The sequence below is a fragment of the Vibrio sp. TRT 2004 genome, assembly GCF_050113735.1.
Classification (GTDB): Bacteria; Pseudomonadota; Gammaproteobacteria; order Enterobacterales; family Vibrionaceae; genus Vibrio.
Map to the genome: position 1 here is coordinate 19,392 of NZ_JBNJOH010000039.1, position 20,429 is coordinate 39,820.

The following is a 20,429-nucleotide window of genomic DNA, read 5'->3' on the forward strand; positions in this document are numbered from 1 at the left end:
TTTCATTATTCATTTCTCCTCATTGTTGTTAACAATTGTGACCATAGTCATGGTAAACGGTTGCTTGTTACCGGTAACATTGGCAAAAGTTACCGGTAACATAAAAATTACATCCGGTAGTAAACCAAAAGTCATATAGGCTTGCCTGGACAACTGAAACAAATAAAGGATACCCCTCATTATGAAAGCAATGACGAAAACTCTGCTTGCCACTGCCATTACCGGTCTATTCTCTGTCTCTGCATTCGCGGCAGATTTTAACCTTAAGATTCAGTCGTCAGATCCTTCTGGTGACCTGAACTACAAGGTTCAACAGAATTGGGCGGAACGTGTAGAAAAAATGTCTAACGGCCGTATTGAAATTGATTTGCTGCCAGTAGGTTCAGTGGTGAAGCACACTGAGACTTTAGGTGCTATCAAAATGGGTATCCTTGATGGCCAAGTGACTGCGACTGGCTATTTTTCTGGTAAAGATCCAGCATTTGGTTTGATTGGTAACATGGTTGGTGCGTGGTCTGATACGACTCAGTTGCTTCAATACATGAACTACGGTGGTGGTAACGAGCTAATGACAGAGCTTTACGCTCCGTATGGTGTTAAGTTTGTTGGTGCATCGACCACAGGCGTAGAATCTTTTATCTCTAAGAAGCCAATTGATGGTGTTGATGATCTGAAAGGTCTCAAGCTACGTGCTCCGGAAGGACTTGTGCAGCAGGTATTTGCCGCAGCAGGCGCGACTCCGGTAAACCTACCTGGGTCGGAAGTATTTACCGGACTAAGCAAGGGCGTTATTGATGCCGCGGACTACACGGTATTTTCAACGAACCAGAAAGCGGGTATGAATGATATCGCAACGCATCCTGTTCAACCTGGCTTCCACTCATTGCCACTGATTGATATCTCTATCTCACAAAAGAAATGGGACAAGATGCCAGCGGATCTACAAACTATCTTACAAACATCAGTGCGTGATTTCTCTTACGACATGACAACGCAACTGAAAATGGCAGACCAGATTGCGGTTAAAGAAGCGCAGGCAAATCCAAATATTACGATCCACAACTGGTCTGACGAAGAGCGTAAGAAATTCCGTGAGATCGCTAAGACTCAATGGAAAGTATTTGCTGAACGTTCACCGAATGCACAGAAGGTATATGACTCAGTGACGTCTTTCTTAGAGTCTAATGGCCTACTGTAATCATCAGTTTTAAAGCTAACCTTCCTGTTTAGCTTCTCTCTGGAGGGCTTGTGCCCTCCAATTTTTTGGAACATTTGTTATGACTGATAAAACGCCGCATACACCACCTCAAGCGGAAGAGCAGCCGCGAAATATACTTGATCGCGCCATTATAAAAATCAGTAATCTGCTCAGTTGGTTCTTTATCGCCACCGTTCTGATCTCCTTCTATGAAGTGGTCATGCGCTATGCGTTTGATGCTCCAACTACTTGGGTTCACGAAACCGCCTCTTTTATCGGTGGGTCACTCTTTATCGTTGGAGGTATTTATGCCTTTGCTGCTAACAAACATGTACGAGTCGTATTGATCTATGATGCGGTGTCATCGCGTACGCGAAAATACCTCAATATTGTCCATCATGTTGTTGGGTTAGCGTTTGCAGGAATGCTTGCCTACGCGGCATATTCACTAGCCAATGAAGCCTGGTTTACTCCATGGGGCGAACTGCGGTTAGAAACATCGGGTTCTGTCTTGAACGCCCCTTATCCCGCGTTACTTAAAGGCATCATCTTTGTTGTCTTATGTATTCTTGTTGTCCAGTTTGTATTGCACCTGATCCAAGAAATCATGGGGCTAAGGAACAATGATAATGTTTGATTTATCTTCGATAGGCATTGCTTGGGGCAGTGCTCTAATGCTGGCAATGATGATTGGCTTACTGCTGACAGGAATGCAGTTGGCTTTTGTTACTGGCTTTGTTGCCATTTTTTTCACTCTGTTTTGGTTTGGTCCTGACGCCTTGCCTCTGATTGCAAGCCGTACGTACAGTTTCGCATCTGGATATGTATTTCTTGCAGTGCCGATGTTCGTATTGATGGCTGCACTACTGGATCGATCAGGTATTGCAAAAGATCTGTTTGATGCAATGAAATCGGTGGGTCGTAAGGTCAGGGGTGGTGTCGCCGTACAGACGCTTATGGTTGCGGTACTTTTGGCATCGATGTCTGGTGTGATTGGTGGTGAGACCGTGTTACTGGGCATCCTAGCTTTACCTCAAATGCTGCGTCTAGGTTATGACCGTAAATTAGCCATAGGAACGACTTGTGCTGGTGGCGCTCTTGGTACCATGCTTCCGCCTAGCATTGTATTGATTATCTACGGTATGACAGCAAGCGTATCGATTGGCGACCTGTTTAAAGCTTCGTTTCTTCCTGCGTTTATTCTCGCTGGTTGCTACATCGCATATGTACTCATTCGTTGTAAGATCAATCCTGCTTTAGCGCCTATCCCAAGCGATAGTGATGAAACGGAGGAACCACAGGTCAGCTACTTCAAAGCGTTGTTCTTCCCGTTACTGTCGGTAGCCGTAGTGTTGGGTAGTATCTACACGGGTGTCGCTTCGGTTACAGAAGCTTCGGCTCTGGGCGTCGTTGGTATCATGATCTCAGCGATTATCCGTGGTGAAATGAATTACACCATGTTGAAGGAAAGCGCGATTGCGACGATGAGAACCTGCGGGATGATCATGTGGATAGGCATTGGCGCCAGCGCACTTGTCGGTATCTACAACCTGATGGGCGGCATCAACTTTGTTGAAGAAGTGATTCTAAGCCTAAGTGGTGGTAGCGCAATTGGTACGCTTCTGATCATGATGGTGATTCTGCTCGTACTCGGCATGTTCCTTGACTGGGTTGGCGTAGCGTTGCTGACAATGCCTATTTTTGTGCCGATTATTACCGGTTTAGGTTTTGATCCAGTTTGGTTTGGTGTGGTGTTCTGTCTCAACATGCAGGTTTCATTTTTGTCACCACCGTTTGGTCCCGCGGCGTTTTATCTAAAATCTGTTGCGCCTAAAGACATTAGTCTTGGTGAAATATTCAGTTCGCTATTGCCATTTATTGGCCTTCAGATCTTGGTGTTAGGACTTGTGATTGTCTTCCCTGAATTAGCGATGTGGTGGAAATAGCCACTAAACGGTATAGAAATTTAGAACTTCACAGCCTTCGGTAAGTTAAGAAGGCTAAGGCTAGTATTGTCCGATGAAAGCAAAAAAAATCTTAGTAATGGGCGTGTCGGGTTGCGGCAAAAGCCTGATTGGCAGCGAGTTAGCCAAATCGTTACAGTTACCTTTTTACGATGGCGATGATTTTCATCCTCAGGCTAACGTAGAAAAAATGCGTCAGGGTATTCCCCTTAATGATGAAGACCGTATCGGCTGGCTTCACACTCTGAATAAATTGTACCGCGACAACGAATGTGCTGTTGTGGCTTGCTCCGCGTTAAAACCAGAGTATCGCGATATTTTACGTAGTGAGAACTCATCACTTGTGATTGTCTATCTGAAAGGAGACTTTGACACCATATGGGCTCGCCACAAAAATCGCGCTAACCACTACTTCAATGGTGAGGCCATGTTGCGTAGCCAGTTTGATACTTTGGTTGAACCGACCAGTGATGAAGCGCTGCATATCGATATTTCTCAATCAGTAGAGCAAGTCGTACAACAAGCATTAAACGCAATTGAGGCGAAAACGGTATGAGCAACGCAAATATCGCAATGATCGGGTTAGGAGTGATGGGCAAAAGCCTTGCCTTAAACCTTATAGACCATGGTTTTTCAGTGGTTGGATTTGATATCGACCCAACAAATCGAGCTAGGGCAAAAAGTGAAGCAGAGCGATTGTCACAGCAACCCCAAAAGGGTCGTTATTTGGCCGCTATGGACTTAGGTGAGCTACTGGCCAATCTTGCATCCCCTCGCGTTATTGCACTGTCTGTTCCAGCCGGTTCCATCGTCGATTCGGTGATTGTGGATTTGTTAAACGCAGGATTAAGCCGCGAAGATATTGTTATCGATACAGGCAACAGCTTATGGACGGACAGCGAACGTCGTGAGCTTGAGTATCAAGGTAAGCTACGCTTTTTCAGTACCGCAGTGTCTGGCGGTGAGATTGGCGCCAGATTTGGTCCCTCATTAATGGCGAGTGGTGACGAGGAAGCATGGTTGCAAATCGAACCGATGTGGCAAGCGATAGCAGCGAAAGTGGATAGCAATGGCATCCCTGTGGGTCAATTTGAAGCTGGAGAGCCTTGCGCGGCTTATCTTGGCCGAGCGGGCGCGGGTCATTATGTGAAAATGGTTCACAATGGCATTGAATATGCGGATATGCAGTTAATCTGCGAAGCGTACCACTTTATGTCTAGTGTGCTGTCCATGTCCGCGCAACAGATTGGTCAAGTCTTTGCTCAGTGGAATCAAGGCGTTCTTAATAGCTACCTGATGGAAATCAGTGCGGACATACTGCAAACTCTTGACCCAGTCACCGGAAAGCCTTTTGTTGAAATTGTCTTAGATAAGGCGGGCCAGAAAGGGACGGGTTTATGGACGGCGGTCAACTCTCTTCAACATGGTGCGCCAGCACCTACGATCGCGCAAGCCGTTTTCGCCCGAGCTCAAAGCAGCCAGAAATCGATGCGTACGAAGGCGGCAAATTGTTTGAGTTCGGATATTGAGCCTCTCGCGGGGCTAGAACAGCAACAGACCATCAGTGAATTGCATGATGCTGTATATTGCGCCAAGTTGACCGTTTACGCGCAAGGGTTTGATTTGCTAAAAGTGACCTCCGATAGGGAAGGGTGGCAGCTCGACTTTGCCAATATTGCCAAAATCTGGCGTGCAGGATGTATCATTCGAGCTGTCTTTCTGCAACACATCACGCAGGCTTATAGGGCTACGCCTGATTTGGACAATCTTCTTTTCGCGGAGCACTTTGCCACTGAGCTTAAATCCCGTTCTTATGGTTGGAGATCAAGCATTGCTAAGTCGGCGATGACGGGTGTCCCGATGGCGGGGATAAGTTCTGCATTAAGTTATTTTGATGCTTTACGTTGCGATGTTCTACCGGCCAATTTACTCCAGGCACAACGCGACTATTTTGGAGCGCACAGTTACTCGCGTATAGATGAAGATGAGGCGGCGAAGTACCATTTGAACTGGCATTTAGAGCCAAGAAATCAAGTTAGGGTATGAAATAAGAGCGTTCACCAAATTGTGAACGCTTTTTTGTTACCTGTAACAATAAAATAATATCCGATGAAAGGTACTATGTTACCAGTAACACAAACAGGAAGATGCATAGAAACTCAGTTATGGCTAATAAGAAGAAAAGACCGACCTTACAAGATATCGCAGATCGAGTAGGGGTAACTAAAATGACAGTCAGCCGCTGTCTCCGCGACCCATCACAGGTTTCCGAAGCTATAAAAGATAAAATAAATCAGGCGGTTGAAGAGCTGGGCTATATTCCCAATCGAGCACCAGACATTCTTTCAAACGCTAAGTCCAATGCCATCGGTGTGTTGGTTCCATCTTTAACGAACCAAGTCTTTGCCGAAGTGATAAGAGGTATTGAGTCGGTAACAACTCCTGCTGGTTATCAGACCATGATTGCTCACTATGGATATAGCACGGATTTAGAAGAGCGAAGCATCGAATCTTTGCTGTCATACAACGTTGACGCCATTATTTTGTCTGAAAATGTGCATACCGAGAAAGCACGAAAGATGCTGCAAACGGCCTCTATCCCAATCATTGAAATCATGGACAGCTATTCTCCACGTATTGAACAGGCGGTTGGATTTGATAACGCTCAGGCATCCAAATCAATGACAGAAGCGATTCTGGCCAAAGGTAGGAAGCACATCGCCTATTTTGCTGCTCGTATGGATGAGCGTACGCGTTTGAAAATGGATGGCTATCATCAGGCGATGTCTGAGGCGGGCTTGGAAACCGTTAGCTTGCAGACGGAAGATGCATCCTCTTTTACTCTGGGGGCGAAGCTTCTTGGAGAGTTGGTAGAGCAGTACCCACAAGTCGATGGGATTGTCTGTACGAATGATGATTTAGCGATTGGTGCACTATACGAATGTCAGAGGCGCGGTATTCTCGTTCCACAACAGATGGCGATTGCGGGTTTCCACGGTCATGATATCAGTCAAGCGATGATACCTAAGCTCGCGACAGTGATAACGCCACGTGAACAAATCGGTCATGTCGCTGCGACGCAAATCATTGAGAGATTGAAAGGCAAAGAACAATGGCAGGAGAGCATTGATCTTGGTTACCGGATAGAACTTGGTGAAAGCATATAGTTGCAAAATGCAAATGTTAGATTTTGCATTTTGCTTATAATTGCATCTTGAAAATCTATTATGCGCTTAGTTTTTATGAATTAGGTTATGAATTAAGCAAAAACAAGCAAATATTGGCTTAGTGAAAGTTGGCACGCTTTCTGCTTTATGTAGTTTGACCCTTCTTAAGCCGAGGGTCACCTAGCCAACTGACGTTGTTAGTGAACCTATCTTGTTCACACTTATATATAGCCAATCACCCATATTGTGATTGGCTTTTTTTCTTTTTGAACGCCGTAAATCGAAACTATTCAGCCTCTTGGCACCCACTGTAGCAACTCGGTTTTCTAGGGCACACTGCGCCTCTGGAACAGATCACTCGCGCGTCCGACTCAATACCTCTTTCGATCCAGTTAATATTGAGAATCTTTGCGATAGTCGTAAATTCCTTTCGTATATGGCGTGGTATCGCAGCGCTTCCCCCGTTTCCGACACATAGAGCTTTAAGCTCTTCGGCAATCTCAAGTGAGTTTCCTCCCTGCGCATCAATCGCAGGATTGAGATCGATACCGGCACAAAGCACGCGGTTGTTGCCTGCGGGATCGGTCATATTTACCGACTCACAACAGTAAATTCTTGGCTCGTCACCGACATTCAGAATTGAGATCTGAGCAGAGCTTCCCTGTTGTGGTTCTGATAATTTCCTAAACACCGCCCAGTGCTGACATGGATCGTTAACTTTGCGCATGTTCCCCCAAGGAAGAGGGATCCCGTTGCCTCGGTAGACTGCTTTAAGCTTATTTTGACCATAGGCATCAAAATAGTGCCAGTGAGGATAAGGAGAAACGACGGTCATTCGTCTCATCGCAACGGAAGGGGAAACGCCCGCTTTTAAGTGTACGTCGATTTCGTACCCGCTGCGGTCCAGTAACTGCCTAAATGGAACCTTAGGGCACAGTAGTGCGCCGGCGAAGAAGCTTGACTCAAAGTCTCGCCAAGCTTGCAAAATGTCCTGTGAGTTAAGTTCAGACGTTGTACTTGATTGGTTGCTCTCTTCCCAACTATTGGCATGGCCAACAGAGAGTACGCTCTTGAGTCCCTCTTTGCTGTGTAAAACACAGTGCCCAATATAAACGGCGAGGTCGTACTTAAGGCGAGTAGGGTACAGCTTTAAAATTTCATTGAGGAAGATGGTACCTGGTGGTTCAAAGAACGAGGTAACCACTTGTTTAGCGCTGACACCCAGCTCGTCAACGACGTCTTGTGGTGGTCGTGAAATCCAGCGGATAGTCAAACCAAGGCTACGAGCGATATCCATGAGGTCTTCGGCAGAGAGGTTAAGTCGTTTCAGGCCCACTTCCTCTGCTGCTCTTTCAAGATCAGGGAAATGGTTCTGATTGCTCTCTTGGTGTGCCCGAATCAGTAAATGCGCAAACTGGCGGCCAGTAATACCAGTTTGTGAAAGCATCTCTGGGATCGCTATCTGTAAAATATCGTTTGAAAATAGAAAGCTTGGCTCGAGTGCCATACCGCTGATCCCACCTCGGTTTCCTTTGTCTGGTGTGATATCCGCTTGTTCGGGTTCATCGTCAAGAAACCAAGTCGGATCTTTTTGAAAAACTTCGGCGATCACTTCCAACATATCGATACTAGGGACCCGTTTTCCACGTTCGATCATCGATAAGTAAGAAACCGATGGCGCATACTCGGGATTAACCCTTATGCAACGAGCAGAGAGATCTTCCATAGTTAAGTGGTTGCGTTTCCTAAGATTTCTTATCTTAGTACCTAGAAAATGAGACTGGCGGATCAAGCTTTTTGACACTGGCATTTTGTAAAATTCACACTGTAAAATTTTTGTTGTGAAATTGTAGTAAAAAATTCACTAGTATAGAAAGTAAGCAAAGTCACAAATTCACATATAAACAGAATGGGATTTGAAATATTTGCGCAAGGACAAATAAGTTGTGAAATATCCGCGAGGGAAACACTATGAACATGCTGACAATCGATAAGACTGAAATCCAAGAACAAAATATGCCATTTATCGCTGAAGCAGTCTTCGCGGTAGAGACGATAGACGCTAGCCAAGCAATGGAAAAACAACAAAACGCTAAGCAGTTACTTGACCGTTTGTTCCCACTAGAGAACGGTTCACATAAAGACGTAACAGCTTACGTAATCGACTACCGCCATGTAATGGCGTACTTCAAAGACGGCAGCCACAGCGGTCTAAAACACTCTAAGCACTTTGTGGCTTACACTGGTGAAAAAGAAGACCCAGCATCAATCCTGTTTAGAGATGGCACAGGTAGCCACGTAGAAGTAACTTTTGGCAATCATAAAGGCACAGGCTGCGTAGAGCTTATCGATATTGAAGATATCCAGCTTGAGACTTGCACCATGTTTCCTACGGCAATGACTGAGATTGCAGCTATGCGCCACTGGATCAGCGTGGTTAAAGGCGACGAAAAAGGTAAACCTAGCGCATGTACTGAGCAGAAAGAGTACACAGCAAAAAATGGTGACGATTACCAACTAGAGCGTTGCTACACAATGACTCGATAACCACAAACATTACAACGAAAAAAGGATACCTTTCGGTATCCTTTTTTTGTGTTTATCTTGGCGTTAAAAATGAAGTTGTATAACGGATGTTACAACCGCACCTGGGCGACGAACACCTTCAATTTCAACTTTAATTTCACGCTCGATTTCTAACCCTTTACGGATAGGCGTTACTTTAGACAACGTACTAACCGCACGTACGCGGTTATCCGATTTCACCGGGTATGGGAAACGAACCTGATTAAGACCGATGTTGACGACCATCTTAGCCGTTGGGAACAAGTTGTTCTCTGGATCGACACTATCAGTCAACTTAGGCAATAAGGCCAGAGTAAGGAAACCGTGCGCAATTGTAGTCTTGAACGGTGACTCCGTAGCAGCACGTTCTGGATCGGTATGGATCCACTGCATATCTTCGGTCACTTGACCAAACTGGTTAATTCTCTCTTGCGAGATATCCAGCCAGTCGCCAGTATGAATAACTTCACCAATCTTAGACTGTAACTCAAGGTACACTTTTTGAGCTTCGGGCTTTAACTCGATTGTTTGTGGAGTCTGAGTAGTTGGCGTTTCTAGCGGATGGCGTAACTCGTCGTTAACTGCGGGAATGTGAAAATCACGCAGACGAGTAAACAGGTGGCGGTTATGAGCCTTATTAACAATTTCACCCCAGTATTCACGTACAGTAGGAGACATCCACTGCATAAACTCAGAATGCTGCTTAGAAATTGATTCACCACGATGTTTAAATAAGTCAGCGACTTTCATAAAAACCTCAGAAATAGATCATGTTACTCGGTTAATTCCGTAATTTTGAAACAGTTCACACTATTGTGCAACGACTTTCGGGCGTACAGTTGTTGTCTGAAAGTGGTATTTTTTATTGAAAACATGAACTTATAAATAAAACACTATTTTATTGCAAAACTAACAATAGAGCTTTTATCCCATCGATTCCGCCCTTTTGGCTGGCTTTCTGTTGGATACGCCTTCAAAAACTGTTTAGTTTCTCGGCAGTTAAACCATAGTGAGTGAATTAATACTTTACAAGTAGCAGGGCTATACCTAATATACGCCCCGCAACGGAGAGATGGCTGAGTGGTTGAAAGCACCGGTCTTGAAAACCGGCATACGTTAATAGCGTATCTAGGGTTCAAATCCCTATCTCTCCGCCACTTATTCTTAGAAAAAAGCCTTTGATTATCAAAGGCTTTTTTCGTATCTGAAGCATAGAAAAGTCACCTAACACAGATAGGTGATACATATGTATTTGCTAAAACTGGCTTCTGGCGTGTACTACACACGTATTGCCACCCCTGTTTTTCTACAAAACTCACATGACTACCCAAAGGAAGTTCGTTTGTAAGGCTTAAAGGATAGGCTCCATTAAATGATATTGGGCAGTTTGTGTGCTTGCTGCCACCGCCATCATTTTTCGCTTTACCCACGCTCTGCGATGCTCATAATTTTGTTGAGTGATAGGGTCAGCCCCACACAGGAAGCTAAGCCTGACACAGCGAGAGACGCAATGATAATAAGGTGTAGCATCAACGCATATCTGTTGTTTTCTCGCAGTTGTCATTTTTACGCCCCTTTGGTGAGTTATCCACTGAGGTTAAGAATGCCGACAACAATCGGCAACCCGCATGAATAGAACCTTTGGCTTAAGTATCAACAACTCACTCTTATTTCATCCTTTATGGCGTGTGATGAGATGGTCACCTCTATCTCGGCATCGCAATGTGCCATGATTAACTTTTGACAGAATCAAGGATAAAGGTGACCAACATGAAATATAGGCTTATTAGTATCGATTTAGCAAAAAATGTGTTTCAGATTGCTGTATTCGACCGACAAAACAGACCGGTTTCGAATTGCCAAGTACGCCGAAATAGATTGTTGGACACGTTAAGGCAATATGCTCCAACCACTGTTGTGATGGAAGCTTGTTACAGCTCAAATTATTGGGGGCGTGCAATTGAAAAGCTTGGGCATACGGTGAAGCTCGTACCTGCTCGAATGGTTAAAGCGATGCTAGTGGGGAACAAAAACGATGCTAATGATGCGATTGCCATTGCTGAGGCATCTCAACGGCCTAAAATCCATTTTGTTGCAGTTAAAACGATTGAGCAACAAGATATTCAGTCGTTACAAAGAATACGGAGTCAATTCGTTAAACAACGAACGGCCACTGTGAATCAGCTTCGAGGACTTCTGGCGGAATACGGTGTCGTCACTGAACCCAGCAGCGCCTGTTTAATAGGGTCAATCCCGACGATTCTGGAAGACCCCAACAATGAACTCTCCCATGTAACTCGTTCATTCGTTTTAAAGCTCTGGGAGCACTACAAGCAGCTTAGTGAAGAGATTGATTCGCTGACACAGCAACTGATTATTTGTGCCCGTAAACACAAGGATTACGAGCTATTATCGAGCGTCCCTGGCGTAGGACCTCTTGTCGCGTCAGGCATCATTGGTTCTATAAACAGCGTTGGTGAGTTCAAAAATGGTCGGCAACTGTCCGCGTGGTTAGGGTTGACGCCGTCTCAATACAGTAGTGGTGACAAAAACTATCTTGGAAAAATCACTAAACGCGGAAACCGAGATTTAAGGAAGCTACTCATTCAGGGGGCAAGAGCAGTGATAAACTGGTGTGAGCGAAAATCGGACCCACTCAGTCTGTGGCTACAGACATTAAAACCCAAGATGCATGTCTGCAAATTGGTCGTTGCTCTCGCGAATAAGCTGGCACGGATTATTTGGGCCGTGTTGGTAAAAAGAGCGCCTTATAATCCTCATTTGGCGTGTGCCTGATAAAGAGAACCATCTGTAAAAGAGCGGTAATACACTGATGTAAAACGGTTTGTCTTATTCAAAACCTGTTAGGGACAGCGGCTATTGAAAAGCCATGCGTGTGTAGAGGAGGATAAGACGTCAATTTGGAACTCATTAGGGCGCAGCAAACTAAACGTTGCTATAACGACGCCGGATATATGTCGCAAGACCGTCGACCATCAATGTTAATCTCCGTTAAGGGTGCCTATGAAATAGCTTAAAGAAAAGACCGACATTAATTTCAATCAGGCCTTGCGAACAGCGAGGTGACCATATATGTCCTTTTTGCCTTTACGAACCAAGAAGTTTTATCCCCTTTTCATTGTTCTGTTGAGAGTCCGTTATAAGAAACATCTATAAGACTGAAAGAACATCATTATCACAAAAGTTCATGTTTCATAGTGCCTGGTTTCTTATTGAAATTTGACCATCTTCAAAGTAAGGTTTTTATGGCCATGCTATAAGCTGAAGTCAAATGTTTGATTTTTTTAGACTTAGTTCGATTAGGAGAACTCATGGCGCAATCTGAAGTGGTGGTATTGGCTAACTCTATTAAACATGGTCAACACTGTGTAGCGGGAAAATGTGTTGGTACGGGAAATTGGATTAGACCAGTATCGAATATGCAAGGTGGTGAACTAACTCACCAGCAAGCTAAAGTAAAAAATCCATACGGAACATTTAGTGTAAAGCCTTTGCAAAAGGCTCGAATAGGTTTAGCTCAAGCGGCACCTCTTCCACATCAACCTGAAAATTACCTTATTGATGGTAGCGTATGGATTCAAAACTATGCGTTTGATCCAAAGCAGATTAGTACATTGTTAGATACTCCCGTAGATCTTTGGGGAGCAGGTAATAGAGTTAATCACACTGATATAGTATCTGGCATATGCCATATACCTCAGTCTCTTTATCTAGTCCAAGTAACGAACTTAAATCTCTACTATACAGCAGGAGGGAGCAGAAGAGCTTCCTTTACCTACGGTGGTATTGACTATGATCTGGCTGCAACAGATCCCAACTTTGATGAGATAGTGTCCAAGAGCTTAGCAGTGTCTAGTATTTTATGTGTTAGTCTAGGTGAAGAATATCAGGGTTATTGTTACAAACTTATCGCAACTATTTTTTGAGGGTTAACATGCACATATACACCATAGGGTTTACCCAAAAGAAAGCTGAGACTTTTTTTAGCTACTTGAAAAGCTCAGGAGTAAGAACTCTAATCGATGTGAGGCTCAATAACGTATCTCAATTAGCAGGTTTTGCTAAAAGAGATGATTTGAAATTTTTCCTAAGAGAACTTTGTGGAGCTGAGTATGTACATATGCCAGAGTTAGCTCCAACCAAAGACATTCTTAACGCATACAAAAAGGGCAACATGTCATGGGAAACGTATGAAGATAAGTTTCTTAATCTGATGGCAAAACGCAATGTCGAGCGATTGATAAATCCTTCATTGATCGATCAAGGTTGCCTACTATGTAGTGAGCACGAGCCCCATTTATGTCATAGGCGCTTAGTGGTAGATTACTTAAACGAAAACACTGATTTAAACCTTAATGTTAAGCACTTGTACTAATGGCAAAAATACTGGTTTTATACCCACATCTTTTTAACTGCTTTTCGAAGTTTTCAAGGAAAGTAAGTAAGATAACTTCAAGTTTAGATGACGTAGAGTTAATTTACTCCGAAGACCCCAACCATTTTATTGAAAGGTTTTGCGCAGAAAGCTTAGGGGGGGTAAGTTCAACTCGTTTGCAAAGTTGGTCTCAAGATGATGTTACGCATGCGATTGTTTTTGATGACGGAGAAGAGTTTTCTTCAGAAGTTGATCTATTGAAAAATACTCAAGTCCCTTTGAGGTGTATACGTATCCAAATAACAAGAGTCATTAACATAAAATCCGATACAAAGTATCAAGCTCAAGGAAACACCCCGCATTATGAGTATATTGGTCGTGGCTCATATTGGGGCAACCCCTATTCAATGTTTGAGGACGGAGATCGCGATGAAGTTATTAGAAAATTTAAATATGACTTCGACTACGATAAATTTATAAATGTCGATAAATCAAAAGTTTACTCTTTAGCGGGAAAGCGGCTTGGTTGTTTTTGCAAACCCCAGGCTTGTCATGGTGATGTTTTAGCTGATTTTTTAAACTCTTGGGATGATGGAAAATAGTACATTAAAATAATTATCAAAAGCCAAAGGGAACAGGAGTTGGGTTGAGCCGATTCCTTTACTTTCTTGGTACTTCTGTATTATGTCTGGATAGATTATTAAGAGCGATAGCCTAGCAATGTCAGCACTACCTTTTTCTTGGCAGAAAGTCATATTTTCTAGTCAGGCAACTGGTTAATACAGAGACCGTGCTAATTGTGAATGCCAAACAATCAACACTTTAGTTTGACATTGATGCAATGTCACTAGTTGTATATTATTAAGAAAATTATTATACAGGTTAGTGAGTTATGGAATTCAATGTACTGTTAGACAGCTCATTTTCTGATGTCTGTACGAAGAGTATAAGCCCTCAATGCAATAAGCATGTCCTGAGTATTGCCAATGATTTCGAGGAAGGAAGTTGGCGCCACAAAAATTTTCATATGTTTATATGGGATAATATTGCAGAAACATCTCTGTCGTCTCAGGAAAGAGAAGCTCTAATTAACAAGTCCTCATCTTTACTCACAGCTTCAGCAGCTAACCTAAGGTTGACAGACAAAGAAACTGACATTGGCAAAGGTAGTGAATTAGCCGAAATTTTCCTATACGGTATTATGAAGCACCATTATGGAGCTTTACCAGTAGTTCCCAAGATTTTCTATAAACAGAATGCTCAAGATAACGCAAAAGGTGCAGATAGTGTCCATCTAGTTGTGCATGATGATGATTTTTCCCTCTGGTTTGGCGAGGCCAAGTTCTACAAGTCAATAGAGAATGCAAGGCTAGGTTCCATAGTTACATCGGTAAAGAATTCCTTGAAGCCAGATAAGCTGAAGAAAGAGAACAGTATTGTAACAAACGTTAGCGATATTGATCACTTGATTACAAGCCCTGAATTGCGTCAGCGAATCAAAGATGCCTTGTCATCTAAAGTGTCATTGGACTCCATTAAACCCAAAATCCATATTCCCATTTTTATCCTTCATGAGTGCGAGGTTACCCAAGGCACTACCATTTGGTCAGAAGAATACCAAACGCAAGTTACGGATTACCACTTAGATAGAGCACATGCTTATTTTGAGAAGCAGATATCAGAGATGAGCGATGTACACCTTTACGACCAAATAACCTTCCATATCATACTGTTTCCAGTGCCAAATAAGGCTCAAATTGTTGATAAATTTGTTCAAAAGGTTGAGTTCTTGAAGGAGGAGTTTTAATGGATGTATTCGAAAAGTGCCATGAGATAAATGATTACATAAATGATCAAGATGAGATGTCCGCAAGAAATGAACTCATTAAACTGCTGGACTATCATAAGTCTAACCAAATCCAATATTCACCTCTGGTCAACAACCTGATTAGGCAGGTTGGTTTATTTCCTTACATTCAATTGGAAACCAGTGACTGGCAAGATAGATATGCTCATGAAGCATTCAAGGTAGATGTTGGGGAAAGAGAGACTCTGGCCCTACATAGGGAACAATCCTCAATACTCAAAAAGTTAATCGAAGGAAAAAACCTTGCCGTCAGTGCTCCCACCAGTTTTGGCAAGAGTTTTGTTATTGATGCATTTATAGCGTTAAAAAAGCCTAAAAATGTAGTAATCATTGTCCCTACGATTGCGCTAACAGATGAAACTCGAAGGAGATTGCATAAGAAATTTGGCGCGAACTATAAAATCATCACGACTTCTGAAGCTAGGCTTGGTGATTCAAACATCTTTGTTTTCCCTCAAGAACGAGCTATCCACTATGCAGAACAGTTAGAGAACATAGACATCTTGATAGTCGATGAGTTTTATAAAGCTAGTTCAGCATTTGATAAGGATAGGTCTCCCTCGTTAATAAATGCCATATTAAAGCTTGGCTCAAAGGCAAAGCAAAAGTACTTTCTTGCTCCAAATATCTCTTCACTGAATGACAGCCTGTTTACAAAGGATATGGAATTTGTGAACGTGAACTTCAATACGGTCTTTCTTGAAAAGCATGAGCTGTATGAGGAGATCAACGGTGATGAAAGAGCTAAGAGTGATACATTAATTAACATCCTATCGAATACTGCTGGTAAAACACTGATCTACGCGGGCACGTTTAGAAATATTGATAGCGTATCTAATTTACTTACAGATCGCTTCTCTTCATCAGAAAGTGGTCTTCTGAGAGATTTTCATCATTGGTTGGGGAAAAATTACGATGTTAATTGGAAGCTGACCAACTTGGTAAAAAGGGGGACAGGCATTCACAATGGACGCTTACATCGCTCGTTAAGCCAAATTCAAGTACGCTTGTTTGAAGAAGAAAATGGTCTCAAAAACTTGGTATCCACGTCTTCTATTATAGAAGGGGTAAATACTTCCGCAGAAAACGTTGTGCTATGGAGCAACCTCAGCGGCAGAGGTAGAGCACGTATAAATGATTTTAGTTATAAGAACATCATTGGGCGTGGTGGAAGGATGTTCAGACATTTTATTGGAAAGATCTATATTCTAGAGAAACCCCCAGAAGAAACCGAGACTCAGTTAGATCTGGACTTTCCAGACCAACTTGTTGGTAGTATTGATTTAGAGGAATATAAAGCTGAGCTAACTCAGGAGCAAATAGCTAGAATAATCGCCTACAAAGAGGATATGGAGGAGTTATTGGGCGAAGGAAGACTAAATCAACTTCAAAAAGGCGGTCAGCTAGAATCAAGTGATTCGTATTTAATTCATAGCATCGCAAAAGACTTGGTAACAAATAAACCAACTTGGAACGGTTTAGGGTATTTAAACTCGAGCCACCCCGATGATTGGGAAGGCTACTTGTATAAAGTTATAAGACTATCTCCTAGTGGTTGGGGAGGCCCGCACAGAAAGTTTGTAGGGTTTGTTAAGGTATTATCTGAGAATTGGTTTCTAACGATACCTCAACTACTTAACAGACTGGAAGATCTAGACATCGGTATTGATCAGTTCTTTGAGCTAGAGAAAATCGCAACATTTAAATTGACGTCCCTTCTCAACGATGTAAATGTACTCCAGAAAGATATTCTTAACGAAAACATAGATATTTCACCATTTATAGGTAAAGTTTCAAATGCCTTCCTACCTCCCTTGGTGTACCAGTTAGAGGAGTACGGATTACCAAGGATGTTATCTAGGAAAATCCATGAACTTGGAGTGATTGACCTTGAACGAGATGATATTGAGATTCACGATGCTTTAGAAGAATTTACGAACATGTCTATCGAGCATCAAGCAAGGCTCAATGTATCATTTGATTCTTTTGACAGGTACATATTTGATTATTTCATGGAGGGCATAGTCAGAGATGCATGACTATGAATCTAAGTTCGGCTATGAGCCCAACGCATTCAATGCATTGATTTCTCATCGATAACTGGTTTATTATGTACACCACAAAAGGCAAACTCGGCTTTTGAGTGCGCGACGTAACTCATTGTAAAATAAGTACTTTAATCTTGTGGATATAGCTTTCCAATCCCTATCTCTCCGCCACTTATTCTTAGAAAAAAGCCTTTGATTATCAAAGGCTTTTTTCGTATCTGAAGTATAGAAAAGTCACCTAACACAGATAGGTGATACATATGTATTTGCTAAAACTGGCTTCTGGCGTGTACTACACACGTATTGCCACCCCTGTTTTTCTACAAAACTCCCATAACTATCCAAAGGAAGTTCGTTGGTTATGCGCGTGCTATTGGGTTGCTGTTTTTAGTTGCAGTAAATCCCATTTGTTCCCATAAAGATCTTGGAACACAACAACTGTGCCATATTCTTCAACGCGTGGCTCTTCATTAAAAACCACTCCATTTGCCTTCATTAGCTCGTAGTCTCGCCAGAAATCATTAGTGTGTAGGAACAAGAACACACGACCGCCCGTTTGATTTCCTACTGCTTGCGTTTGTTCTGGCGTACTCGCTTGAGCTAAAAGCAAGTTCGTGCCATTGGAATTTGGAGGAGAAACTTGAACCCAGCGTTTACCATTACCTAAGTCAGTATCTTCAACCAGTGTGAATTGAAGCTTCTGGGTATAGAACTCAATAGCATCGTCGTAATTTTCGACGACTAGAGCGATGTTTCCGATTTGCTGCTGAACAGTTTTAGACATGCTGATTTCTGCTATTTCAAAACGTTGATTGTAATCTTTTTAAGACTTTTCGCGAAAGCAAATCACTCCAAGAACGCTCCGAGCAAGGCTTAAAGAGGATAATTTTCCGTCTAATAAGAGTTTAATGGCGCCTGTCCTTTTAGTTCTTTTTGCGGTCCTTTTAGTTTTTGCGCAGCTAACAATCACGAAATCACGCATACCTTCTCGTCGAATAAAGGAAATAAATCTGTGTCATGGATTTATTTCCCAATTGATACATTTGAAGCTCCATCTCTCTCTATATTAACCACCTCAACTATGTGACTTGGATTGCATATTGTCGTTCGGTATAAGTTTGGCTCATTGGCTAAAGAGAGGCGTTTATGTCAGCACACGCAGGTGGAAGAGGTTTAATCCATAAAGGGGATCGCACCACAACTGGAGGTGTCGTTACACAAGGGCTTGGTAATATAATATTTGTTGGTGAGGGAGCGACGCAGATCGATATGATTGCAACATGCCCGCGATGCGACAAAGGCTGGGGGAAAATTGTCCCTATAGAAAAATTGGATGTTTATATAGATAACGTTCAGGCTGCGCTAGATGGCGACTTTGTTGTGTGTGGCTGCCCAGAAGGCACCAACACCCTAATTTCATCTGCTGGTGCGATGAAGTTTTCTAAAGTTGATGGCCAGATTCGTGGTTTTAAGCCCCATGCGAGTACGCAAGAGATGAATGCCACTTTCCAAACAATAGTTGACTCCTTAGCGGGAGAAGGTTCAGGTGCGGCATTGTCTAACCCTGCCAGTCGGCAAGGTGCACAGGAGTCGAAATCTCAACCTGAAGATGTTAAAGCGATAAGGTTAAAGTCTCCACTCCTCAAACAATCTCTAACTCTAGACAAGCTTGCCAATCGTGATTCTCATTCATATAAGATTGGCTCACACGGGCAAGAGGTTGAATATATTCAACAAGCTTTGATAAAACTAAACTTTGACCTTGGTAATACAGGCGCTGATGGAGATTTCGGCCCAACAACAAAGCGACAAGTCGAGCTGTTTCAGAAAGAGTATCAAGAGACAAGCAATACCCATCTGGCATACCAAATAGGCGCAGTTGATGGAATCGTCGGACAAGGGACGTTATTGGGTTTAGATGAAGCGCTGGTTGAAGGGTGGGAATACCAAAGATCGATTGATTCTGTTGTTGTTACATACAAAGAAGATTTACCCGCCGATAAGAGAGTAGTAAGCCAGAAGGCTATAGAAATCATTAGGCTGGCATTTTCAAGGGCAGGAGCAAAGCATGCGGTTATTACTAGTACCTTAAGAACACCTGACGAACAGGCTAGGGTAATGTATCGAAACGCTAAGCAAGATTTAGACAGCCAATTCAAACTCTATGGGCGAGCCGGTGACAAAGTGCTTACAGTTTATAAAGAAAATCACAACGCAACGAATGTTATTGATCTAATGGCAAAAAAAATTGAAAGTCTTTTGAGAAATGGAGAAAAAGTGTCTAAACACTGCACAACCTTCGATGAATACGAAAAGGTTAATATTATTGATTTGGGAGTAAACTCGATGTTGAAGTTAAATAATCACGACAAATCACTAATTAATAAAATTTCCAATCAGTTTATAATTATGAAACATCAAGGTAAACTGAGGTTTATTGATGAGACAAATAAATCTAATAGATGCTGGCACATAGAAGTTGATGTATAGGATTTTTCAATGAAAATATTTTTGGTAGCATTACTTGTGCTTATTTCGTTAGGTTCAAGTGCTAAATCTACTTGTAGTGAACCTTTTATCGATATTAAGTCGGATTTTCTAGTTAAAGAACTATTGTCTGTTGATAAAGATAGCAAAGAGCCTACTGTAAGGCAGTTTATTATTTATGACACAGGGGGGATGGCAATTATAGAACAGAAAACATGTCTTATGACGAATGTTCAGATAGATTATTATTTCAATGGTAGAAACTATAGAGATACAGTTAGCAACTTTTTAAATATATTCGATCAAATTAAAAAGAATCACAATCTAGAAGTTAATAACGATATTGATATATCCTTGGTTGAGTTGTTGAAGTCTGGCTTATTTTTACGAGATAGTGTTGTGATAACAAGCCGTACGGAGTCAGTCGAGTATGATTTCTCTCTTGATACTTATGATCTTTACGATGGTTTGTATACAAACAGACTTAGTTTCTATATAAGTATAGGTGGTTTATAAAGTAACTATCGGTAAATTCTATCCTCAACACTACTACTTACGCGTGCTCGCAACTTTTGCGTATGAGTGGGCTACAGAATGACAGAACTCATTGACATTTTATTGCTTTCAGCTCGGAAAATTATTGCAATCTATGCAATTGTTTGGTGCTTTCCAGCGATAGTTATATTGCCAGTAATTTCATTAGGGAGTTTTAAGTATATTATCTTTATGGATAAGCA

18 protein-coding genes, 1 tRNA gene and 1 pseudogene are annotated in these 20,429 nt (G+C 42.4%); 16 read left to right on the forward strand and 4 right to left on the reverse strand.

Annotated elements, in window-relative coordinates:
* Window positions 1-181: 181 nt before the first annotated feature.
* From ACQEXR_RS14995 to gntR, 6 genes are all read left to right on the forward strand, one after another.
* On the forward strand, window positions 182-1,198 hold the full coding sequence (locus tag ACQEXR_RS14995; RefSeq protein WP_331417989.1) for a TRAP transporter substrate-binding protein: 1,017 nt from the start codon (window positions 182-184) through the stop codon (window positions 1,196-1,198).
* A gap of 79 nt (window positions 1,199-1,277) precedes the next feature.
* Window positions 1,278-1,835, forward strand: coding sequence for a TRAP transporter small permease subunit (locus tag ACQEXR_RS15000; RefSeq protein ID WP_331417990.1), 558 nt, complete (start codon window positions 1,278-1,280; stop codon window positions 1,833-1,835).
* Window positions 1,828-3,144, forward strand: coding sequence for a TRAP transporter large permease (locus tag ACQEXR_RS15005; protein ID WP_269375751.1), 1,317 nt, complete (start codon window positions 1,828-1,830; stop codon window positions 3,142-3,144). Before ACQEXR_RS15000 ends, ACQEXR_RS15005 begins: the two co-directional genes overlap by 8 nt.
* Before the next feature lie 73 nt (window positions 3,145-3,217).
* Window positions 3,218-3,718 (forward strand): gluconokinase, encoded by a 501-nt coding sequence (locus ACQEXR_RS15010; protein WP_426953274.1) that lies wholly within the window; start codon window positions 3,218-3,220, stop codon window positions 3,716-3,718.
* Entirely contained in the window at window positions 3,715-5,208 is a 1,494-nt protein-coding gene (gene gndA / locus ACQEXR_RS15015) for an NADP-dependent phosphogluconate dehydrogenase (RefSeq protein WP_426953275.1), read from the forward strand. The genes ACQEXR_RS15010 and gndA overlap by 4 nt, the downstream gene beginning before the upstream one ends.
* 119 nt (window positions 5,209-5,327) lie before the next feature.
* On the forward strand, window positions 5,328-6,329 hold the full coding sequence (gntR, locus tag ACQEXR_RS15020) for a gluconate operon transcriptional repressor GntR (protein ID WP_331427329.1): 1,002 nt from the start codon (window positions 5,328-5,330) through the stop codon (window positions 6,327-6,329).
* Between the two features lie 286 nt (window positions 6,330-6,615).
* On the opposite strand, the gene ACQEXR_RS15025 is transcribed toward gntR, so the two are convergent.
* Window positions 6,616-8,139: a DUF3612 domain-containing protein gene (locus ACQEXR_RS15025; protein ID WP_138972715.1), complete on the reverse strand. Its 1,524-nt coding sequence runs from the start codon at window positions 8,137-8,139 to the stop codon at window positions 6,616-6,618.
* Between the two features lie 161 nt (window positions 8,140-8,300).
* On the opposite strand from ACQEXR_RS15025, the gene ACQEXR_RS15030 reads away from it, so the two are divergent.
* A complete protein-coding gene (locus ACQEXR_RS15030) occupies window positions 8,301-8,876 on the forward strand; it encodes a hypothetical protein (protein ID WP_138972716.1) in 576 nt (191 codons plus the stop codon).
* A gap of 63 nt (window positions 8,877-8,939) precedes the next feature.
* Here ACQEXR_RS15030 and ACQEXR_RS15035 read toward each other — a convergent pair whose 3' ends face one another.
* A complete protein-coding gene (locus ACQEXR_RS15035; RefSeq protein WP_138972717.1) occupies window positions 8,940-9,644 on the reverse strand; it encodes a MaoC family dehydratase in 705 nt (234 codons plus the stop codon).
* A gap of 316 nt (window positions 9,645-9,960) precedes the next feature.
* Between ACQEXR_RS15035 and ACQEXR_RS15040 the strand changes: the two genes are divergently transcribed.
* Window positions 9,961-10,051: transfer RNA gene (locus ACQEXR_RS15040), tRNA-Ser, on the forward strand.
* Window positions 10,052-10,293: 242 nt separating this feature from the next.
* On the opposite strand, the pseudogene ACQEXR_RS15045 reads toward ACQEXR_RS15040, so the two are convergent.
* Window positions 10,294-10,458 (reverse strand): annotated as a pseudogene (locus ACQEXR_RS15045) (transposase); the annotation flags it as partial.
* A 206-nt stretch (window positions 10,459-10,664) separates the two neighbouring features.
* On the opposite strand from ACQEXR_RS15045, the gene ACQEXR_RS15050 reads away from it, so the two are divergent.
* From ACQEXR_RS15050 to ACQEXR_RS15075, 6 genes are all read left to right on the forward strand, one after another.
* Entirely contained in the window at window positions 10,665-11,690 is a 1,026-nt protein-coding gene (locus ACQEXR_RS15050) for an IS110 family transposase (RefSeq protein WP_331428637.1), read from the forward strand.
* Between the two features lie 536 nt (window positions 11,691-12,226).
* A complete protein-coding gene (locus tag ACQEXR_RS15055) occupies window positions 12,227-12,841 on the forward strand; it encodes a dual OB domain-containing protein (protein WP_427020658.1) in 615 nt (204 codons plus the stop codon).
* Window positions 12,842-12,849: 8 nt separating this feature from the next.
* The gene (locus ACQEXR_RS15060) at window positions 12,850-13,290 is read left to right on the forward strand and encodes a DUF488 family protein (protein WP_427020659.1); all 441 of its coding nucleotides are present in this window, start codon (window positions 12,850-12,852) and stop codon (window positions 13,288-13,290) included.
* On the forward strand, window positions 13,290-13,892 hold the full coding sequence (locus ACQEXR_RS15065) for a DUF4326 domain-containing protein (protein ID WP_427020660.1): 603 nt from the start codon (window positions 13,290-13,292) through the stop codon (window positions 13,890-13,892). Before ACQEXR_RS15060 ends, ACQEXR_RS15065 begins: the two co-directional genes overlap by 1 nt.
* Window positions 13,893-14,182: 290 nt before the next feature.
* Entirely contained in the window at window positions 14,183-15,097 is a 915-nt protein-coding gene (locus ACQEXR_RS15070) for a HamA C-terminal domain-containing protein (protein WP_427020661.1), read from the forward strand.
* Window positions 15,097-17,196 carry a DEAD/DEAH box helicase gene (locus ACQEXR_RS15075; RefSeq protein WP_427020662.1) on the forward strand — a complete coding sequence of 700 codons (2,100 nt, stop codon included), beginning with the start codon at window positions 15,097-15,099 and terminating at the stop codon, window positions 17,194-17,196. The genes ACQEXR_RS15070 and ACQEXR_RS15075 overlap by 1 nt, the downstream gene beginning before the upstream one ends.
* 379 nt (window positions 17,197-17,575) lie before the next feature.
* Here ACQEXR_RS15075 and ACQEXR_RS15080 read toward each other — a convergent pair whose 3' ends face one another.
* The gene (locus ACQEXR_RS15080; RefSeq protein WP_426953276.1) at window positions 17,576-17,989 is read right to left on the reverse strand and encodes a VOC family protein; all 414 of its coding nucleotides are present in this window, start codon (window positions 17,987-17,989) and stop codon (window positions 17,576-17,578) included.
* Window positions 17,990-18,351: 362 nt separating this feature from the next.
* Here ACQEXR_RS15080 and ACQEXR_RS15085 point away from each other — a divergent pair, with 362 nt between their 5' ends.
* Both ACQEXR_RS15085 and ACQEXR_RS15090 read left to right on the forward strand, forming a co-directional pair.
* The gene (locus ACQEXR_RS15085; protein WP_427020663.1) at window positions 18,352-19,695 is read left to right on the forward strand and encodes a PAAR domain-containing protein; all 1,344 of its coding nucleotides are present in this window, start codon (window positions 18,352-18,354) and stop codon (window positions 19,693-19,695) included.
* Window positions 19,696-19,704: 9 nt separating this feature from the next.
* Window positions 19,705-20,208, forward strand: coding sequence for a hypothetical protein (locus ACQEXR_RS15090; RefSeq protein ID WP_427020664.1), 504 nt, complete (start codon window positions 19,705-19,707; stop codon window positions 20,206-20,208).
* The last annotated feature ends 221 nt before the right edge of the window (window positions 20,209-20,429 follow it).

Coding starts and splice junctions, on each gene's coding strand:
- ACQEXR_RS15000 (WP_331417990.1), top strand. CDS start 1,278: ATGACTGATAAAACGCCGCATACACCACCTCAAGCGGAAGAGCAGCCG.
- ACQEXR_RS15090 (WP_427020664.1), top strand. CDS start 19,705: ATGAAAATATTTTTGGTAGCATTACTTGTGCTTATTTCGTTAGGTTCA.
- ACQEXR_RS15010 (WP_426953274.1), top strand. CDS start 3,218: ATGAAAGCAAAAAAAATCTTAGTAATGGGCGTGTCGGGTTGCGGCAAA.
- ACQEXR_RS15070 (WP_427020661.1), top strand. CDS start 14,183: ATGGAATTCAATGTACTGTTAGACAGCTCATTTTCTGATGTCTGTACG.
- ACQEXR_RS15055 (WP_427020658.1), top strand. CDS start 12,227: ATGGCGCAATCTGAAGTGGTGGTATTGGCTAACTCTATTAAACATGGT.
- gndA (WP_426953275.1), top strand. CDS start 3,715: ATGAGCAACGCAAATATCGCAATGATCGGGTTAGGAGTGATGGGCAAA.
- ACQEXR_RS15030 (WP_138972716.1), top strand. CDS start 8,301: ATGAACATGCTGACAATCGATAAGACTGAAATCCAAGAACAAAATATG.
- ACQEXR_RS15065 (WP_427020660.1), top strand. CDS start 13,290: ATGGCAAAAATACTGGTTTTATACCCACATCTTTTTAACTGCTTTTCG.
- gntR (WP_331427329.1), top strand. CDS start 5,328: ATGGCTAATAAGAAGAAAAGACCGACCTTACAAGATATCGCAGATCGA.
- ACQEXR_RS15080 (WP_426953276.1), bottom strand. CDS start 17,989: ATGTCTAAAACTGTTCAGCAGCAAATCGGAAACATCGCTCTAGTCGTC.
- ACQEXR_RS15075 (WP_427020662.1), top strand. CDS start 15,097: ATGGATGTATTCGAAAAGTGCCATGAGATAAATGATTACATAAATGAT.
- ACQEXR_RS15025 (WP_138972715.1), bottom strand. CDS start 8,139: ATGCCAGTGTCAAAAAGCTTGATCCGCCAGTCTCATTTTCTAGGTACT.
- ACQEXR_RS15005 (WP_269375751.1), top strand. CDS start 1,828: ATGTTTGATTTATCTTCGATAGGCATTGCTTGGGGCAGTGCTCTAATG.
- ACQEXR_RS14995 (WP_331417989.1), top strand. CDS start 182: ATGAAAGCAATGACGAAAACTCTGCTTGCCACTGCCATTACCGGTCTA.
- ACQEXR_RS15035 (WP_138972717.1), bottom strand. CDS start 9,644: ATGAAAGTCGCTGACTTATTTAAACATCGTGGTGAATCAATTTCTAAG.
- ACQEXR_RS15060 (WP_427020659.1), top strand. CDS start 12,850: ATGCACATATACACCATAGGGTTTACCCAAAAGAAAGCTGAGACTTTT.
- ACQEXR_RS15085 (WP_427020663.1), top strand. CDS start 18,352: ATGTCAGCACACGCAGGTGGAAGAGGTTTAATCCATAAAGGGGATCGC.
- ACQEXR_RS15050 (WP_331428637.1), top strand. CDS start 10,665: ATGAAATATAGGCTTATTAGTATCGATTTAGCAAAAAATGTGTTTCAG.